Here is a 14,859-nt window from a genome sequence, read left to right on the forward strand (position 1 = left end):
CGGCGCTGCTGTATCGCCTGCAGCAGCTATGAGATGTCCAGCCGCAATATTGGGCGCAAGGCTTTCAACTCGGCTTGCATCTCGGCGATCATCCAGGCGCAGATATCGGAGACGACGGGCCGTACCGGCCGCGAGCGCGGCGCAACCAGTTGATGGATCCGACCCGTATTGATCTGTCGGTCCGACGCCGGGACAAGTGTTCCCTGGAGCAATGCTCTCGAAACGTTGCTCAGCCAGCCGAGCGCGACGCCTTCGCCGTTCATCGCCGCTTGGAGGACGACAGCATAATCAGAGAATTCGAGCCGCTTTGCCTTGCTGATCTTGCGATCGGCAACGCTGCCCCAGGCGTCCAGCCACTGCAACCTGGCGTCTGTGAGATGAAGCAGGACATGACCCTGGCCGTCCGATTCATGCATCAGCCGACCGTGGGCCGACAAATAGGACGGGCTGCACACCGGAACGATGATTTCCGGTGAGAACGGCCAGCTGTGATAGTGCATGTCGTCATCGGCCAGAATTCTTGTAGCAAGGTCGACATTCTCGGCAGGTCCTCGCAAAACGCCCGCAATGAGTTCGAACCTCAGGTCCACATCTGGAAACCTCGTGTTGAACACACCCAATCGCGGAACGAACCAATGCGTTACCAGCGAACTCGAAAGTGAGAGTGTAACCACCGGTCTTGCAGCGCTGTTCTGCTTGAATCTCCGGATCACTTCCGCGATGCCGTCGAATCCTTCCCGTACAGCCGAATAGAGCGCACGGCCGTCGGCGGTCACGGTCAATCCAGTCGGCCCTCGGGCGAAAAGAGCGACACCAAAATCAGCCTCGAGCTGGGCAATGCTGCGGCTGATGGAAGGTTGCGTGACGTTGAATTCTCGGGCGGCGGCCGTAAAGCTTCCCAGACGGACAGCCGCCTCAAACACAAGAAGTCCGCGCGCGCAGGGAACGAGTTTCGCGAAACCAGCCATACGTCCAGCGTATAGCTACCCCAAGAATTTTCAAGCTTTCTCAATCTTTCAAAATGGCGGACCATAACTCCCATGAATGGCTCGGAGTGGACATGAACATCACGTCGCCTCAGGCAGGGGAGACAAGCACTGATCCGATACTCCAGCCGTTTCACCTAAAAGGTCTGATGCTGCGCAACCGCATCGTCAGCACCAGCCACGCTTCGATGCTCGACGATGGTGGCCTGCCGCTCGAACGCTATCAGCGCTACCATGAGGAGAAGGCGCGCGGCGGCCTGGCCATGACGATGGCGGGCGGCTCAGCGATGACGTCAGCTGACTCGAGTTGGGGCGGCGGTCAGCTGGACATTTCGAGCGATCGCATCGTGCCGCATCTGCAATCGCTGTCGCAGCGGGTCCATCGCCACGGCGCGGCCGTCATGTGCCAGGTGTCGCATCTCGGCCGGCGCGCAACTGCCTATGCCGGCAATTGGCTTGCACCGGTCGCGCCATCGCGCGTTCGCGAGACGCGAAACCGGAATTTTCCGAAGGAGATGGATGCGGCGGACATCAGCAGGATCGTCAACGATTATGCAAATGCTGCCAGACGCTGCCGTGAGGGCGATCTCGACGGCATCGAAACGGTCACCGGCGGGCATCTGATCGGTCAATTCCTTTCGCGCAGGACCAACAGGCGGACGGATGGCTTCGGTGGGTCGCTCGAAAACCGCGCGCGCTTCGGCCTCATGGTGCACGAGGCGATCCGTCGCGCGGTGGGTGACGACTTCGCTGTCGGCATCCGGTTCGTCATCGACGAGGCGGTCGACGACGGTTCGGATTTCGAGGAATGCCTAGCCTTCGCCAGACTGTTCGAGCGGGAAGGCCATATCGATTTCTTCAATTGCATTTTTGGCCGCATGGACACCGACCTGGCGCTGGCCGAGGAGAACATGCCCGGCATGTTCAGCCGGAGCGCGCCGTTTCTGCCGCTGGTCGGCCAGTTCAAGCGGGAAATCAGGCTGCCCGTCATCCACGCCGGGGGCATTCGCGACATTGCCACCGCGCGGCATGCCATCCGCGAGAACCTTGTCGACCTGGTCGGCATGACGCGGGCGCATATTGCCGACCCGCATATCGTCAACAAGGTGATGCGGGGAGAAGAAGACCGCATCCGCCCATGCGTCGGCGCCTCCTACTGCCTCTACAAGAAGGTGCATTGCATTCACAACCCGGCCAGCGGCCACGAAACGACCGTCAGCCACGTCATCAGCCGAGCCGAAACGCCAAGACGCGTGGTTGTGGTCGGCGGTGGCCCGGGCGGAATGGAAGCGGCCAGGGTCGCCGCCGAGCGCGGGCACCACGTGACCCTGCTCGAAGCCGGCGCGCGGCTTGGCGGCCAGGTGCTCGTCGCGGCCTCGGCCTCCGATCGCAAGGATCTGATCGGCATCGTGGACTGGCGCAGCGATGAACTCGCCCGCCTTGGCGTCGATATCCGCCTCAACGCCTATGCGGATGCGGAAGTCGTGCTAGCCGCGAAACCTGAAGCGGTGATCGTCGCCACCGGAGGCATTCCCGATCTGGAATGGCTGGATGGCGCCGAACACTGCGACAGCGTCTGGGACGTGCTGACGGGCGTCGTGCCGGCGAAGGACGATGTGCTTGTCTATGACGAGACCGGACGCCAGGCCGCCGTTTCCTGCGCCCTGCATTTGGCCAGACTGGGCCATGCGGTCAGCCTGGCCATCGTGGACGATACGCTGGCGGTCGAGACTCCCTATCCAGATCGGGTAAGTTTCCGCAAGCGCATATCGGAACTCGGCATCCGGATCGTCAGCGATGTCCGCCTGGTTCGGGCGGTGCGCCAATCAAGCGGAATCGTCGCCAGATTTCGCCATGAGCTCACCGGCAGGGAAATTGAGATGAGCACGGCCCAACTCATCGTCGAGCGTGGCACGGCACCGGTAGAGGACGTCTATCAGGAATTGCGCCCCCGCTCCTCCAATGACGGCGTCACCGACATCGCGCTCATGACGGGAGCAAGCACGGAGGGCGGCGAAAATCCCCCAGCTACAGGATCGTTCATACTGCACCGCATAGGAGACGCGGTCGCGAGCAGAGATATCTACTCGTCAATCTATGAGGCCTATCGACTCTGCTCGCGCTTGTAGACAGCACAGGGCCTCCGCATCTCTTCTCGGGCTTTGGCCTACGAGGGCGGTCGATGGAGCCTTTGAATTAGATCAGGAGCAGGCCCTTCATCGACGCATTGCCTTTGCGGCCGATAATGATGTGGTCATGCACGGCAATGCCGAGCGGCTTGGCCGTATCGATGATCTGCTTGGTCATCTCGATGTCCGCGCGGGAAGGGGTGGGATCCCCAGACGGATGGTTGTGCACCAGGATGATCGCGCTGGCGGAGAGTTCGAGCGCGCGCTTGACGACCTCGCGCGGATAGACCGGCGTGTGGTCGACGGTGCCGGTCTGCTGCACCTCGTCGGCGATCAGCCCGTTCTTCTTGTCGAGGAACAGGATGCGAAATTGCTCGCGGGCCTCGAACGCCATGGCCGAGCGGCAATAGTCGAGAAGTTGCGGCCAGTTGGACAGCACCTCGCGGCCGCGCACTTCGCCGCGCGCCATGCGCTGCGCGGTGGCCGCGATCACCTTGAGATCGGTCGCCACCGCCGGGCCGATGCCTTTCACCTCCTCGAGCAGGGATGCCGGCGCGCCGAGCACCTCGGCGAGCGAGCCGAAGCGGGCGATCAGCGCCTTGGCGATCGGCTTGGTGTCGACGCGCGGGATCAGCCGGAAAAGCAGGAGCTCGAGCAGCTCGTAGTCGGGCAGAGCATCCGGGCCGGCCGAAACGAAGCGTTCGCGCAGGCGATCGCGGTGGCCGTGATAATGCGGCTTCTCCGCCTCTGCAGTGCTTTTCTGTGATTTCTGCGGTGGCGAGCTCCAGGCCTCGGAAAAGAACGCCCGCTCGTTATCGGTCTTTCCCATTGCCGCCTGTCCCTCCGAGCTTCCGTTGAAGCCTAGGCCGGCAGGCCAGGACGGTCGAGCTTTTTCGGCGACAGCGTGAATATCTCGCAGCCGGTGTCGGTGACGCCGATGGTGTGCTCGTATTGCGCCGACAGCGAGCGGTCGCGCGTCACCGCCGTCCAGCCGTCCGACAGCACCTTCACATGCGGCCGGCCGAGATTGATCATCGGCTCGACGGTGAAGATCATGCCGGGCCGCATCTCGACGCCTTCGGCGGCGGTGCCGTAGTGCAGGATGTTTGGGGCGTCATGGAATAGCTGGCCGACGCCGTGGCCGCAGAAGTCGCGGACCACCGAGCAGCGCTCGGCCTCGGCATAGGTCTGGATCGCCGCGCCGATGACGCCGGTACGGGCGCCGGGCCTGATCGCGGCAATGCCGCGCATCAAACATTCGTAAGTCACTTCGAGCAGGCGTTCGGCGGCGCGCTTGATCGTGCCAACCGGGTACATGCGCGAGGAATCGCCGTGCCAGCCGTCGAGGATGAAGGTCACGTCGATGTTGACGATGTCTCCGTCCTTCAACGGCTTGTTATCGGGAATGCCGTGGCAGACGACATGATTGATCGAGGTGCAGGACGACTTGGTGTAGCCGCGATAGTTGAGCGTGGCGGGCAGGGCGCCATGATCCATGCCGAACTCGAAGACGAAGCGGTCGATGGCCTCGGTGGTGACGCCGGGCTTCACCATCGGCACAAGCTCGTCGAGACAGCGCGCAGTGAGGTCGCAAGCCTTGCGCATGCCAGCAAAGCCGTCCTCGCCATAGAGGCGGATCTGGCCGGTGTTTCTCAGGGGAGCCGTAGCGGCGTCGAGGTAAGTGACCATTTGTCCGTTTTTGCCGGGTGTGGCTGCTGAAGCGAGCCGATGCTGAAATCTCCCCAGATTTGGCACCGGAAGCCGCAACGTTCAAGGACGAAGTGCCCGCAGAACGGAATGCCGCGACTTTCTTCAGTCCATCGCCTGGGCGAGTCCCCGTACCCGCGCGATATCGGCCGCGCATGGCAAGGACGGCCGCGCTCATTCTGGGCGCGGGCTTTGCCCGGCCGTCGGCCCATGTGCTGATGCGCCGCATGGCCTTTCAAGCCGTGGAAGCCGGGCTCCGGTTGATCGCACTGACGTCACATTCCTGGGTCAGAAACCCAAAGCGTCGCGCTGAAACGGGGTTCAGGCGACGCGCTTTGGTTTTGTGGATGCATATGCCGCCCCAGAACCGCCGCACGCCTCCGGATGCCATGCATTGCAAGTTTTCAGAATGAATGACGTTCTCACGCGACGATCGTTCGGGAGACAGGGAATGGACAGACTGCAATTTCAGGTGCCGGTGCGCATTACGTCCACGCCCGGCCTGCCTGTCGAGGAAATCTACAGCGTCGAGCAGGCGCTTGATTTCCTGCAGAACTGGCCGGCGCGCCGGCAAGGCAAGGTCCACGAAGCCGCCTTCAACGCCTGCTTCGGGGCGACGGTCGACGTCGTCAGCACAGAGGACGCCTGCCGCGCATTCATGGCTTTCTGCCGTGTCAGCGGCCTGCTCGCCAGGGACATGATGATTCCCGGCAAGCGCGGCGGCGGCAAGGCATTTCGCCAAGCGCGCGCCATGCATTCAAGCTGAACTTGGTATTCCATCCTTGGCTGCATTCTGCGAGCTAGGCGTGGCCCGCCACGTGGCCTAGCTGCTGCCGGCATCTAGCCCGTGGCGCGTGGCGCCCGCGCGATAGCAAGGATGACGCGTGCGACGGCAATCCCGATGACGCCCGCTGCCGCTTTGAGAAGCGCATCAGTGAGGCGCGCATGCCGGCCTGGATCAAAGGCTTGGAGGAATTCCAATACGCCGGCGACGGCGCAGACAAACAGCAATGTCTGCAGCAATCGGGCGGGGAACCCGAAGGCTAGGGCGATCCCCAAGAGGACGTAAGCCAAGCCACGTTCGACATTCGCATCACCGAGGTGAGGCCGCATCTGGATCGGTGAGAGCGTCGCGAAGGTGATCGCCACCAACAGCATAAGCGCGACAAAACGGGAGATCGAGGTCATGCCCGCTCATACAGGAGCGCGAGATGTTTGTCGAAGACCTTGAAAAGACTGGTACGCCCAAGGGGAATCGAACCCCTGTTACCGCCGTGAAAGGGCTTCTAAGCCGTCTAGCGCCGTCCAGCCGAATTTTCTGAAAGCCTTGCACCATAAGGGTTTGCGTCCTGTTATGTTTGTGCTTGTCCAATAGCATCTAAGCCGGTATATTGGACAAATAGTTGGACACGACAGGCGGGAACATCATGGCCAAACGAGTTCGGGACGCAACGTTAGACAGCAAGGATGCGCGCAAGAAGCTCAAGCCGCGCGGCAAGCCCTATTACCGCAGCATCGGGCCCGGCCTTCATGTCGGCTATCGCAAGGGCAAAGACGCCGGCCGCTGGGTGGTGCGGATGTATGTCGGAAACCAGGACTACCGCGTCGAGACGATCGCTGATGCGGACGACCAGTTGGACGCGAATGGCTCGACCACCCTGACGTTCTGGCAGGCGCAGGACAAGGCGAGGGAAGTCCACAAGGCCATGTCTGGCGACGGCGGCAAGGTGGCTGGCGTCTACACGGTCAAGGATGCGATCGACGATTACCTCCTGTGGATGGAAGGCAACCGCAAATCATCTAGGGATGCTCGCTGGCGCGCCGAGGCGCTGATCCTTCCCGAACTTGGCGAAATCGATCTTGCCAAGCTCGACGCCAAGCGGATTAGGAAATGGCATAGCGGGGTCGCAACAACCGCGCCGCGTGTACGTACAAAGGCCGGGAAGGAACAAAGGTTCAGAGAACTCGGGGAGGACTCGGAATCGGTTAGGCAGCGTCGTGCAACGGCCAATCGCGTTCTCACGACGCTTAAGGCCGCGCTCAATTATGCCTGGAGGGAAGGGAAGGCGGCTTCCGATCGGGAATGGCGGCGCGTCGAGCCGTTCGAAGACGTCGAGAGCGCCCGCGTCCATTATCTCTCGATCGCCGAGGCTCAGCGGCTTGTGAACGCCGCATCGGGCAAGTTCCGGGATCTCGTACAAGCCGCGCTGCAGACAGGTGCTCGCTATAGCGAACTCGCTCGCCTTAAGCGCGAAGACTTCAACGCCGACGTGTCAACGTTGACGATCCGCGAGAGTAAATCTGGGAAGGCGCGTCACATCATCCTGACCGACGAGGGCGCCGACCTGTTCACACAACTGGTGCGCGGCAAGAATCGCGGCGATTTGATCCTGACGACGGAGGCCGGCGGCATTTGGGAGAAGTCTCACCAGTTCCGGCCGATGAAAGAGGCCTGCAAGAACGCCAAGATATCGTCGGCCATCGGCTTCCATGGCTTGCGTCATACCTGGGCGAGCCTCTCGGTCATGAATGGAATGCCGCTAATGGTGGTGGCGAAGAATCTGGGGCACACAGACACTCGGATGGTGGAGAAGCATTACGGGCACCTGTCGCCGTCCTACATTGCCGAAGCGGTGAGGGCTGGTGCGCCGAGGTTCGGCACCGTCAAGGCTGACAACGTGGCTCAGATGGGAGGCGCATGATGGTGAACTTTGTCCCACCCGGGCATGTGGAACTGCGAACCGTCATCCAGGAGCACGGCGGCGACGTTGAGGCCGTTCGGAGGAAGCTTTTCAGCGGTGAGCTGGAGGCTGTGCGATATGATGAGTACGCCGGACGCCGCTATCAGATATTCCCCGACGACTGGTCACAACTCGCCGCGACGTACTGGCTGGAGACGGGACGATGGAGCACTTCGGCACTCGATCATGTCCGTGAACCGATCTTGGTTGTCAAACCGAAGGAAGAGGCACAAGCGGCGGTGCCATCGCTGGATGGCATCTATCTATCCCCCTTTATGGTGGTGATGATCGAGGCCATCAAAAAATTTGACATCCAACCAGATCGGCCGCCGCCCCTAGTGAAAACGCTTGAGCACTTCTTTTTGAGCCAACCACTACCGGGGGGCAAAAAGGTTACTCGCCGAATGGCGGAGGCGATGGCAACCGCTGTTCGGCCCTTAGAAGCGATGGGCGGGGGCAACCCGAAACGTAAGGGGTGAACCCTTTACCCCATCACTGCGGACCCCTTCAACCGTAGAGCGAAATTCCAAACGCATCCATCTTGGTCCTGTCCAAACACAGGAGCAACCCAGATGGACTACGCCTTCGAAGCCTACAGCATTCCTGAGTTTTGCGCGGCTCACCGCATCAGCCGCGCCACTTTCTACAACCTCATCAATGCGGGCACCGCACCACGCACCATGAAGGTTGGCGGTCGCGTTCTGATTTCCAAGGAAGCCGCCGCCGACTGGCGCAAGGCCTGCGAAACCAGCGAGGCCGCCTAATGAATCGGCGCCTTGTTGAAACGACTGATCATGCTTCGCCCGCGCACCTTGCCGACGCCATCGAATGGTATGCCGCGAACTATATGAGCTGTGAGCGGCCGATCGTGCCAGCCTTGCGCCGCCGGTTCGGTATCTCCGCACCTGAGGCTTGCCAGGTTATGCGCCTCGCCCTGCTTCGCCAGGATTGGCAGGGAGGCGCTCATGCACGCACCTCTTGAACGAGAAACCGCCGCCCCGACGGCAATCGGGAACGGCGGCAAGGAGAACATTTCACACCGCAAGTCTAGCCGTTCCAAGAACCCGCGGCAAGAGCGCTGGAAGCAAGCCAACCCGATAAAGGTATGGGCCCACTAAGCTCTCAGGAGCGCCGTGAGACGCGGCCTCGTCATCCAGGAATGTTGTGCGGAGTGTGGCGACCCGAACGCCGAAGCTCATCACGATGATTACGAGCGGCCAATGTCCGTTCGCTGGCTTTGTCGCCTTCACCATAAGGCTGAGCATCGCCGGCTGAAGTGCGAGGCGGAGGCATGACCATTCGTCCGAACCTTCCGAGCATCGAGGAACTCTATATCGATGCAGCCGTCCGACATCTGACGGCGGCGCGCAACCACCTTCAATGCGCGGTGCTACGCTTCGATGATGCGGGCTACGAACATGACCCGAGCGCCCGGTCGTACAGCTTCGTCGCGGGCATCGTGGCCGAGTTCAATGGCAGGCCGTGGCGCCCGGCGCCGACGCCGGAATCCTCTCACATCGCGGAAGCGGCCAAGGAATATCGGCGCATGCGTAGGAGTTGCTACTGATGAGCAAACCCGAACCGCTCAAGATCCTCTCCTATGCCGACATGAAGGACCTTCCTGAGCCTGCATGGCTTATCGACGGGCTCATTCAGGAAAACACCACCGCCCTGATGTTTGGCAAGTCGAACTCGTTCAAGTCCTTCCTGGCGATCGACATCGCCCTTTCCGTGGCCTCGCATCGGCCATGGCATAGCCATGAGGTCTTGCCCGATTTCGACAACTCACACGCCTTGCCGACCGTTCTCATCGTGGCGACAGAGGGCGGCAACGGCGTCGGCCGCAAGCGCATTCCGGCATGGTACGACCACCACAATGTCCCGGAGGCCGAACGAACTGCCTTCCTGTACCCAAGAGAAATTCGACTCGACGTGGCTGATGATGTCACAGCGCTGATTGATGCCGTCGACAAAGCCGAGTTTTCGCAGCATCCGATGTCGTACTATCCAGCTTTCCAATTGATCGTCATCGATATCTTCGGCGGCAGCATGGCCGGTAGCGAGATCGAGGATAAGACCGCGCGGGCCTGGGTGCATGGTATCCAGCGCATCCTACGCGAAACCGGCGTGGCAGTTCTGGTGGTTGCCCACGCGCCATATCAGGACGACAGCCGCATTCGTGGCCACTCTCACTTCTGGGGCTCGTTCGACACGCGCCTCAAGGTCGAGGGCGACAAAGGCGCCATGACGGCAACCTTGACCGTCGAGCGGCACAAGGACGCCGACAGCGCCGGCTCCTGGGGCTTCAGGTTGACACCATCGGGCGGCAGTCTCGTTCCTGAGATGGACAGCACAATCACGGCGGCGCGCAAGCAATCGCTGTCGCCGAAGAACCGAGCGGCGCTGATCGCTCTCGATGATGCTCTCCAAGCTAGCGGCGTGCGCAAGTTCGGGCAGGACTGGCCACCATGCAACGTCGTCCAGGTCGAACAGTGGCGCCATCACTTCTACCTGCACTCTCACGAGGATGCTCCAGACACGAAACGCCAGGCGTTCAATCGAGCCAAGAACTTCCTTCGGGATGGTGGCCACATCCAGTTCTATGACGATCACGTATGGCGATGCTTCGACGGCAAGGCAGCAGCGTGACATGTGACACCCTTATAAGGGGGTGTCACGTCACGTCACGCTTGCATGCGCCGTGACGCACCGTGACATGTAACGCTCTGTCACGCTTGTCACGCTGATTTCATATGAAAGGAATTGTGGCTCATATTTCTGGTGGCATACTCGCTCCAACTACGGACTTTTTTCTGCCGCTGCTTCGAAGCACCTTGCCTCGAGCGTTCGGAATTGGTGGCATACTCGCTCCAACTACGGACTTTTTTCTGCCGCTGCTTCGAAGCACCTTGCCTCGAGCGTTCGGAATTGGCGTTAACGCCTGAGCAAAGCGGTAACTTGAACATAGCTAGACAGCAATAGAACAATAAATACAGTGAGTTAGTTTCTCACTTGCGCTATTATGTCCAACAGATGGACGATATGAGGCGCAAAAATGCCCGAAGATACCGCCACGGTAGAGCCAGGTTCCCCGCCAGTTGCACCGTCGAAAGGCGGCAAGGTGAGGCTGCTTTCATTCGAGGACCTGGACAAGCGCACCAAGCCATATCAGCAGGCGGTCGAGCTAAGGGATGAGCTGATTGGCGAGCGTGGCGGGGAATCCGCTCTCGATGCCATGCGCATTCGGTTCATTGAAGACGTCGCCATCACGTCGGCCATGATCCGCGATGCTCAGGTTCGCTGGCTCAAGGGTGAGCAGATCGGCATCAGCGAGATAGCGACCCTACTCAACAGTCGGCGCCGCGATGCCGAGCAGATAGGCGGACCCGAGCCGCGCGACGTCACGCCCGACATCACCACGTTCATGGCTTCCAGGGCCGCACAGAAGGCCAGCAGCGCAGCATGAGCGCTCCCGCCTTCACCTATGCCGAGGCTTGCCAGGACCCTGACCTGTTCGGGCCATGGTTCGCTGCCGACAGCTGGGGTGTATGGCGCGTCATCGACAAGGCCCTGTTCGGCGAGCCGCTGGACGAGGCAGAGCTTGCCGTCTTCACCGAACTCACCGGCAGGGACGAGGCACCCACGGCACCAGTAACCGAGGGCTGGTTCGTCTGTGGCCGCCGCTCCGGCAAGGATGTGAAGGCGCCTAGCGGAGTTCTACGCCGCAGACGAGCGCATGCAAAGGGCATCGGACAAGACGTTCAAGATCGGTGAGAAGCCCAAGCCCGACCTACCGCGCCTGCGCAAGGCCGAAGCCAGAGAGGAGAAGCTGTCGGCCAAGGCAGACCGCGCTTGGTATCGCGTGTGGAAGGCGCGGGCGACGAGCCTCAAAGGCCTAACTGCCAAGGCGAAGCTGCGGCGGCACTGGAACCTCGAAGACGAGGATAGCGAGATGATCATATTCAAAAGCATCATCGCCGACCTCGAACGCATGAGCTAGACAGGCAACCACGCGGTTGCAAAGGCCCGGCTGCTGTGAGGTGGCCGGGCCTTGTGCTTCATAGGATCGGGCGTATGATGAACGTCCCATAGGTTGAGATCTTCTCAGCTATTTCGGCCCGGCGGCTCCTCCTTGGCTTCCGGGCCCTTTCTTTGTCTGCGCAGTGGCCGGCTTTTGATTTGTGGGGTCGACGAGTTGGGAGTAAGCTGGCGGCGTTCAACTCCTTGTGGGTCAAAGTACCCATCGGCCCGGCGGCTCGCACTTCCGGGCCTTCTTTTGTCAACCCGGGTTGACACCTCCCGCACTCGCAGCGCGTGACACTGGCAACGTTGCGGGAGGCTGGTTTCTATCGAGGCAGGTATCTTCCGACTTGCCCATACGGCGACCAGGGAGGCTCCACATTGAGCTGAATCTGCTCATAGCGCTCCTTCAACTGATCCCGCATTGCCCAGATGCTGTCGATCACCTCGTAAACGTCGTTGGTGTTGCCGACCGGTCCAAGGACGATTCTCTTAGCGACGAGATTTCCATCCATGTGCTGAAAGAACTCAGTCCGAAATCGCTTCTGCCCGTTCCGAACTATCCATGCCAGTGCCGCTTGTTCAGACTGGCTCAAGATCTCCACATTCCTGAGAGCCTCCTGGTTTAGGAAGTCCCACTGCTGTTGCGTGTCCTTAATAGCCCGACGCGTCTCTGAGCGAGAAGCCGCCTTGTTAACGAAATAAGCCCCCAAGGATACAATGAGGATGGCAGCCCCGAAAACCGCAGCAATGCCAGCGACGGCGACCCAGCCGGTGTCGAGGCTCGCAAACGGACCAACCCCAAAATAATGCAGGCCGAGCACGGCCGTACCGGCAATGACCCAGGTCCAACCCTGCCTGGGATTTAGGCCCAGAACAGACTGCAGGAGACTCACAAGCTGATCCATTGCACCCCCGCCGTGTCACTTGGACTCATTGGATATTGGCCAGAAACTGGACAGAGAAACGAGATTTGGAGCTAAGTGCTTGAAAAGACTGGTACGCCCAAGGGGAATCGAACCCCTGTTACCGCCGTGAAAGAGGCCGATTAGCTCGTTTCTCCGAGCTAGCGCTGGCTAAGTCAAGCCTTTGATTGTTCGAAATTTTTCCCATTTTGATGAGCGCAGGGGCTAGCGCTGGCGCGCCCCGGATATTACCCTACTTTTTACCTCGTCGTGGTGCGCGGTAACTGGAGGTGAAACGTGGCAAGGACGGTCAGGGACTCGAAATTGGAGACGCGGGCGGCCCGGTCCAGGCTTCCGAAGAGTAAGGACCCCTACTGGCGAACGGTTGTTCCCGGCGAACTTCATCTGGGCTACCGAAAAAGGCGCGCCGATGCGCCAGGAAAGTGGGTCATGCGTCGCTACTTGGGCGCGATGGGCGTGGGCAAGAGTCCCTACCATAAGGAAACGCTTGGATTTGCCGACGACTACCAGGACGCAGACGGATTGACAGTGCTGTCCTACGCCGACGCGCAGCGAGTTGCTCACGAGCGAGCGAAGCTCGCTTCGCCAATTACGTCGGGCGCGTTCCCCCAGCATCCGACAGTGCGCGACGTCGTCGCGGACTATATCACCTTTCTAAAGGCGGAGCGGCGAAGCGGGCGTGACGCCGAGAGGCGCGCGAACAATTTCATCCTTCCCGAGCTGGGCGGCCTGAAAGTCGGCGAGCTGACCACCGACCGATTGGTCCAGTGGCGCGACGCGATGGCCATCAAACCAGCCCGCCTGAGAACGGGAAAGGACAGGGCCACCGGCGAGAGGAAAGAGCAGCGCTACCGGCCTGCACCGACCACCCCCGGCGAGGGTCGAGCGCGGCGCGCGACGGTCAATCGGACGCTGACTGTGCTCAAGGCAGCGCTGAACCGCGCGTTCGAGCATGGCCGGGTCAACGACGACCTCGCGTGGCGCCGACTGAAGCCATTTGACAAGGTTGATGTAGCCCGCCCCGGGCACCTTTCAGTCGCAGAGGCTCAGCGGCTCATCAAAGCCGCCGACGCCGACAGCGGCTTCCGTCACATAGCCCACGGCGCGCTCTTGACCGGTTGCCGCTATGGGGAGCTGTGCCGACTGCTGGTCGGCGACTTTGAACGCGGCCGCATCGTGGTGCGCGAATCGAAGAGTGGGAAGCCGCGCGACGTTCGACTGACCGACGAGGGGGTGGCCTTCTTCAAGTCACTCACGGCGGGCCGCCCGACGGATGGCCTGATGTTTGCGCACGCTGACGGCTCGGCGTGGGCCAAATCCCATCAGGCGAGGCCCATGCGCGACGCCTGCGCCGCCGCGAAGATCATTCCGGCCGTGGGCTTCCACCAGCTGCGCCACACGTGGGCCTCACTGGCTGTGATGAACGGGATGCCGCTTATGATCGTGGCAGAGAACCTAGGCCACGCCGACACGCGCATGGTCGAGAAGCACTATGGCCATTTAACCGAGGACTATCGGGACCAAGCGATCCGCGTAAGTGGACCGCGCTTCGGGGTGACGATGGTGGGGAACGTCGTGCCAATGGAGATGCGACGGTGAGTCACGTCCGGCGTGCTCACCCCGAAGGTCCGGCGTCGGAGCAAGAGAGCCTTTCGTCCATTGTTGATCGTATCTCGAAACTCAAGAGCGGGATCACGAAGGGCGAGCGCGACGCATACGCGGCCCTAGTTGCGAGTGGCAGGCCACTCACGGATAGAGATCGTGAGGCGATTGCGCTGATAGAAAATCCGCCGTCTGGTCGCCCACGAATGACCGATTGGCAGCGGGCCAACAAAGCCCTGCGACGGGTGCTGTTTCGGTGCTTATTGCAGGAAGAGATTGCTCGAATGAAGGCTATTGGCGAGCGTCCGCGAGGCGGTCTTAGGACAGCAGCAATCCAGCGGTTGTCGGATCGTCATAGTGTTTCTGTCGATCAGATCCAGAACAGCCTCAAGGGCAAATAGATACCCTTTTTTACCCTTATTTGCGGTGGCCCGCTTAGGCTATACCTGGCTAAGTAGCTGGAGTTAAGCCAATGAAACATATGGATAAATCGGGGCACAACATAGACACGGCGATCTCGATTCCCGAGTTCTGTCGCCGCTTCGGGATCAGCACACCAACTTACTACTCTATACGCGCAAAAGGCCGGGGCCCACGCGAGGTTCGCATAGCTGGCTCGGTCGTGCGCATAACGCCGGAGGCCATCTGCGACTGGCTCGCCGACGCCCAGGACGAAGAAAAGACGGCGGATCAGCGTGCCAGAATGAAGGCGCGCTCGAAGTATGCACTCTCGGGCGGCCGGTAGAAC

The 14,859-nt window shown here is 60.9% G+C and carries 18 protein-coding genes; 12 read left to right on the top strand and 6 right to left on the bottom strand.

Annotated features, from left to right (window positions below):
* Positions 1-26: 26 nt before the first annotated feature.
* Positions 27-968: a LysR substrate-binding domain-containing protein gene (locus EJ074_RS27890; protein ID WP_095807207.1), complete on the bottom strand. Its 942-nt coding sequence runs from the start codon at positions 966-968 to the stop codon at positions 27-29.
* A 92-nt stretch (positions 969-1,060) separates the two neighbouring features.
* Here EJ074_RS27890 and EJ074_RS27895 point away from each other — a divergent pair, with 92 nt between their 5' ends.
* Positions 1,061-3,115 carry an NADH:flavin oxidoreductase gene (locus tag EJ074_RS27895; RefSeq protein ID WP_129553904.1) on the top strand — a complete coding sequence of 685 codons (2,055 nt, stop codon included), beginning with the start codon at positions 1,061-1,063 and terminating at the stop codon, positions 3,113-3,115.
* A 67-nt stretch (positions 3,116-3,182) separates the two neighbouring features.
* Here EJ074_RS27895 and radC read toward each other — a convergent pair whose 3' ends face one another.
* On the bottom strand, positions 3,183-3,944 hold the full coding sequence (gene radC, locus EJ074_RS27900) for a DNA repair protein RadC (protein ID WP_095807208.1): 762 nt from the start codon (positions 3,942-3,944) through the stop codon (positions 3,183-3,185).
* Positions 3,945-3,976: 32 nt separating this feature from the next.
* Positions 3,977-4,804: a type I methionyl aminopeptidase gene (map, locus tag EJ074_RS27905; RefSeq protein ID WP_095807209.1), complete on the bottom strand. Its 828-nt coding sequence runs from the start codon at positions 4,802-4,804 to the stop codon at positions 3,977-3,979.
* A gap of 469 nt (positions 4,805-5,273) precedes the next feature.
* Here map and EJ074_RS27910 point away from each other — a divergent pair, with 469 nt between their 5' ends.
* Entirely contained in the window at positions 5,274-5,588 is a 315-nt protein-coding gene (locus EJ074_RS27910) for a DUF982 domain-containing protein (RefSeq protein ID WP_095807210.1), read from the top strand.
* A gap of 74 nt (positions 5,589-5,662) precedes the next feature.
* On the opposite strand, the gene EJ074_RS27915 is transcribed toward EJ074_RS27910, so the two are convergent.
* Positions 5,663-6,010 (bottom strand): VanZ family protein, encoded by a 348-nt coding sequence (locus EJ074_RS27915; RefSeq protein WP_095807211.1) that lies wholly within the window; start codon positions 6,008-6,010, stop codon positions 5,663-5,665.
* 239 nt (positions 6,011-6,249) lie between these two features.
* Here EJ074_RS27915 and EJ074_RS27920 point away from each other — a divergent pair, with 239 nt between their 5' ends.
* From EJ074_RS27920 to EJ074_RS27930, 3 genes are all read left to right on the top strand, one after another.
* A complete protein-coding gene (locus EJ074_RS27920; RefSeq protein WP_129553905.1) occupies positions 6,250-7,524 on the top strand; it encodes a site-specific integrase in 1,275 nt (424 codons plus the stop codon).
* Positions 7,521-8,042, top strand: a complete 522-nt coding sequence (locus tag EJ074_RS27925) for a hypothetical protein (protein WP_129553906.1) — start codon at positions 7,521-7,523, stop codon at positions 8,040-8,042. The genes EJ074_RS27920 and EJ074_RS27925 overlap by 4 nt, the downstream gene beginning before the upstream one ends.
* A 93-nt stretch (positions 8,043-8,135) precedes the next feature.
* Positions 8,136-8,327 carry a helix-turn-helix domain-containing protein gene (locus tag EJ074_RS27930; protein WP_129553907.1) on the top strand — a complete coding sequence of 64 codons (192 nt, stop codon included), beginning with the start codon at positions 8,136-8,138 and terminating at the stop codon, positions 8,325-8,327.
* On the opposite strand, the gene EJ074_RS29850 is transcribed toward EJ074_RS27930, so the two are convergent.
* The gene (locus EJ074_RS29850) at positions 8,324-8,530 is read right to left on the bottom strand and encodes a hypothetical protein (protein ID WP_150827876.1); all 207 of its coding nucleotides are present in this window, start codon (positions 8,528-8,530) and stop codon (positions 8,324-8,326) included. The two genes, EJ074_RS27930 and EJ074_RS29850, sit on opposite strands and share 4 nt — an antisense overlap.
* A 324-nt stretch (positions 8,531-8,854) precedes the next feature.
* Here EJ074_RS29850 and EJ074_RS27935 point away from each other — a divergent pair, with 324 nt between their 5' ends.
* The 5 genes from EJ074_RS27935 (at position 8,855) to EJ074_RS27955 (ending at position 11,563) form a co-directional block, all read left to right on the top strand.
* Positions 8,855-9,130: a hypothetical protein gene (locus EJ074_RS27935; protein WP_129553908.1), complete on the top strand. Its 276-nt coding sequence runs from the start codon at positions 8,855-8,857 to the stop codon at positions 9,128-9,130.
* Positions 9,130-10,212 (top strand): AAA family ATPase, encoded by a 1,083-nt coding sequence (locus EJ074_RS27940; protein WP_129553909.1) that lies wholly within the window; start codon positions 9,130-9,132, stop codon positions 10,210-10,212. The genes EJ074_RS27935 and EJ074_RS27940 overlap by 1 nt, the downstream gene beginning before the upstream one ends.
* Before the next feature lie 406 nt (positions 10,213-10,618).
* A complete protein-coding gene (locus EJ074_RS27945) occupies positions 10,619-11,029 on the top strand; it encodes a hypothetical protein (RefSeq protein ID WP_129553910.1) in 411 nt (136 codons plus the stop codon).
* Positions 11,026-11,337, top strand: coding sequence for a hypothetical protein (locus tag EJ074_RS27950; protein WP_129553911.1), 312 nt, complete (start codon positions 11,026-11,028; stop codon positions 11,335-11,337). The genes EJ074_RS27945 and EJ074_RS27950 overlap by 4 nt, the downstream gene beginning before the upstream one ends.
* Positions 11,300-11,563, top strand: a complete 264-nt coding sequence (locus tag EJ074_RS27955) for a hypothetical protein (RefSeq protein ID WP_129553912.1) — start codon at positions 11,300-11,302, stop codon at positions 11,561-11,563. The genes EJ074_RS27950 and EJ074_RS27955 overlap by 38 nt, the downstream gene beginning before the upstream one ends.
* 346 nt (positions 11,564-11,909) lie before the next feature.
* Here EJ074_RS27955 and EJ074_RS27960 read toward each other — a convergent pair whose 3' ends face one another.
* Positions 11,910-12,491, bottom strand: a complete 582-nt coding sequence (locus tag EJ074_RS27960) for a hypothetical protein (RefSeq protein WP_129553913.1) — start codon at positions 12,489-12,491, stop codon at positions 11,910-11,912.
* Between the two features lie 447 nt (positions 12,492-12,938).
* On the opposite strand from EJ074_RS27960, the gene EJ074_RS27965 reads away from it, so the two are divergent.
* Both EJ074_RS27965 and EJ074_RS27970 read left to right on the top strand, forming a co-directional pair.
* A complete protein-coding gene (locus tag EJ074_RS27965; protein WP_245454755.1) occupies positions 12,939-14,108 on the top strand; it encodes a site-specific integrase in 1,170 nt (389 codons plus the stop codon).
* Between the two features lie 475 nt (positions 14,109-14,583).
* A complete protein-coding gene (locus tag EJ074_RS27970; RefSeq protein WP_129553915.1) occupies positions 14,584-14,856 on the top strand; it encodes a hypothetical protein in 273 nt (90 codons plus the stop codon).
* Positions 14,857-14,859: the final 3 nt, after the last annotated feature.

This window comes from Mesorhizobium sp. M3A.F.Ca.ET.080.04.2.1 (assembly GCF_003952525.1).
Taxonomy (GTDB): Bacteria; Pseudomonadota; Alphaproteobacteria; order Rhizobiales; family Rhizobiaceae; genus Mesorhizobium.

Coding starts and splice junctions, on each gene's coding strand:
- EJ074_RS27890 (WP_095807207.1), bottom strand. CDS start 968: ATGGCTGGTTTCGCGAAACTCGTTCCCTGCGCGCGCGGACTTCTTGTG.
- EJ074_RS27895 (WP_129553904.1), top strand. CDS start 1,061: ATGAACATCACGTCGCCTCAGGCAGGGGAGACAAGCACTGATCCGATA.
- radC (WP_095807208.1), bottom strand. CDS start 3,944: ATGGGAAAGACCGATAACGAGCGGGCGTTCTTTTCCGAGGCCTGGAGC.
- map (WP_095807209.1), bottom strand. CDS start 4,804: ATGGTCACTTACCTCGACGCCGCTACGGCTCCCCTGAGAAACACCGGC.
- EJ074_RS27910 (WP_095807210.1), top strand. CDS start 5,274: ATGGACAGACTGCAATTTCAGGTGCCGGTGCGCATTACGTCCACGCCC.
- EJ074_RS27915 (WP_095807211.1), bottom strand. CDS start 6,010: ATGACCTCGATCTCCCGTTTTGTCGCGCTTATGCTGTTGGTGGCGATC.
- EJ074_RS27920 (WP_129553905.1), top strand. CDS start 6,250: ATGGCCAAACGAGTTCGGGACGCAACGTTAGACAGCAAGGATGCGCGC.
- EJ074_RS27925 (WP_129553906.1), top strand. CDS start 7,521: ATGATGGTGAACTTTGTCCCACCCGGGCATGTGGAACTGCGAACCGTC.
- EJ074_RS27930 (WP_129553907.1), top strand. CDS start 8,136: ATGGACTACGCCTTCGAAGCCTACAGCATTCCTGAGTTTTGCGCGGCT.
- EJ074_RS29850 (WP_150827876.1), bottom strand. CDS start 8,530: ATGAGCGCCTCCCTGCCAATCCTGGCGAAGCAGGGCGAGGCGCATAAC.
- EJ074_RS27935 (WP_129553908.1), top strand. CDS start 8,855: ATGACCATTCGTCCGAACCTTCCGAGCATCGAGGAACTCTATATCGAT.
- EJ074_RS27940 (WP_129553909.1), top strand. CDS start 9,130: ATGAGCAAACCCGAACCGCTCAAGATCCTCTCCTATGCCGACATGAAG.
- EJ074_RS27945 (WP_129553910.1), top strand. CDS start 10,619: ATGCCCGAAGATACCGCCACGGTAGAGCCAGGTTCCCCGCCAGTTGCA.
- EJ074_RS27950 (WP_129553911.1), top strand. CDS start 11,026: ATGAGCGCTCCCGCCTTCACCTATGCCGAGGCTTGCCAGGACCCTGAC.
- EJ074_RS27955 (WP_129553912.1), top strand. CDS start 11,300: ATGCAAAGGGCATCGGACAAGACGTTCAAGATCGGTGAGAAGCCCAAG.
- EJ074_RS27960 (WP_129553913.1), bottom strand. CDS start 12,491: ATGGATCAGCTTGTGAGTCTCCTGCAGTCTGTTCTGGGCCTAAATCCC.
- EJ074_RS27965 (WP_245454755.1), top strand. CDS start 12,939: ATGCGTCGCTACTTGGGCGCGATGGGCGTGGGCAAGAGTCCCTACCAT.
- EJ074_RS27970 (WP_129553915.1), top strand. CDS start 14,584: ATGAAACATATGGATAAATCGGGGCACAACATAGACACGGCGATCTCG.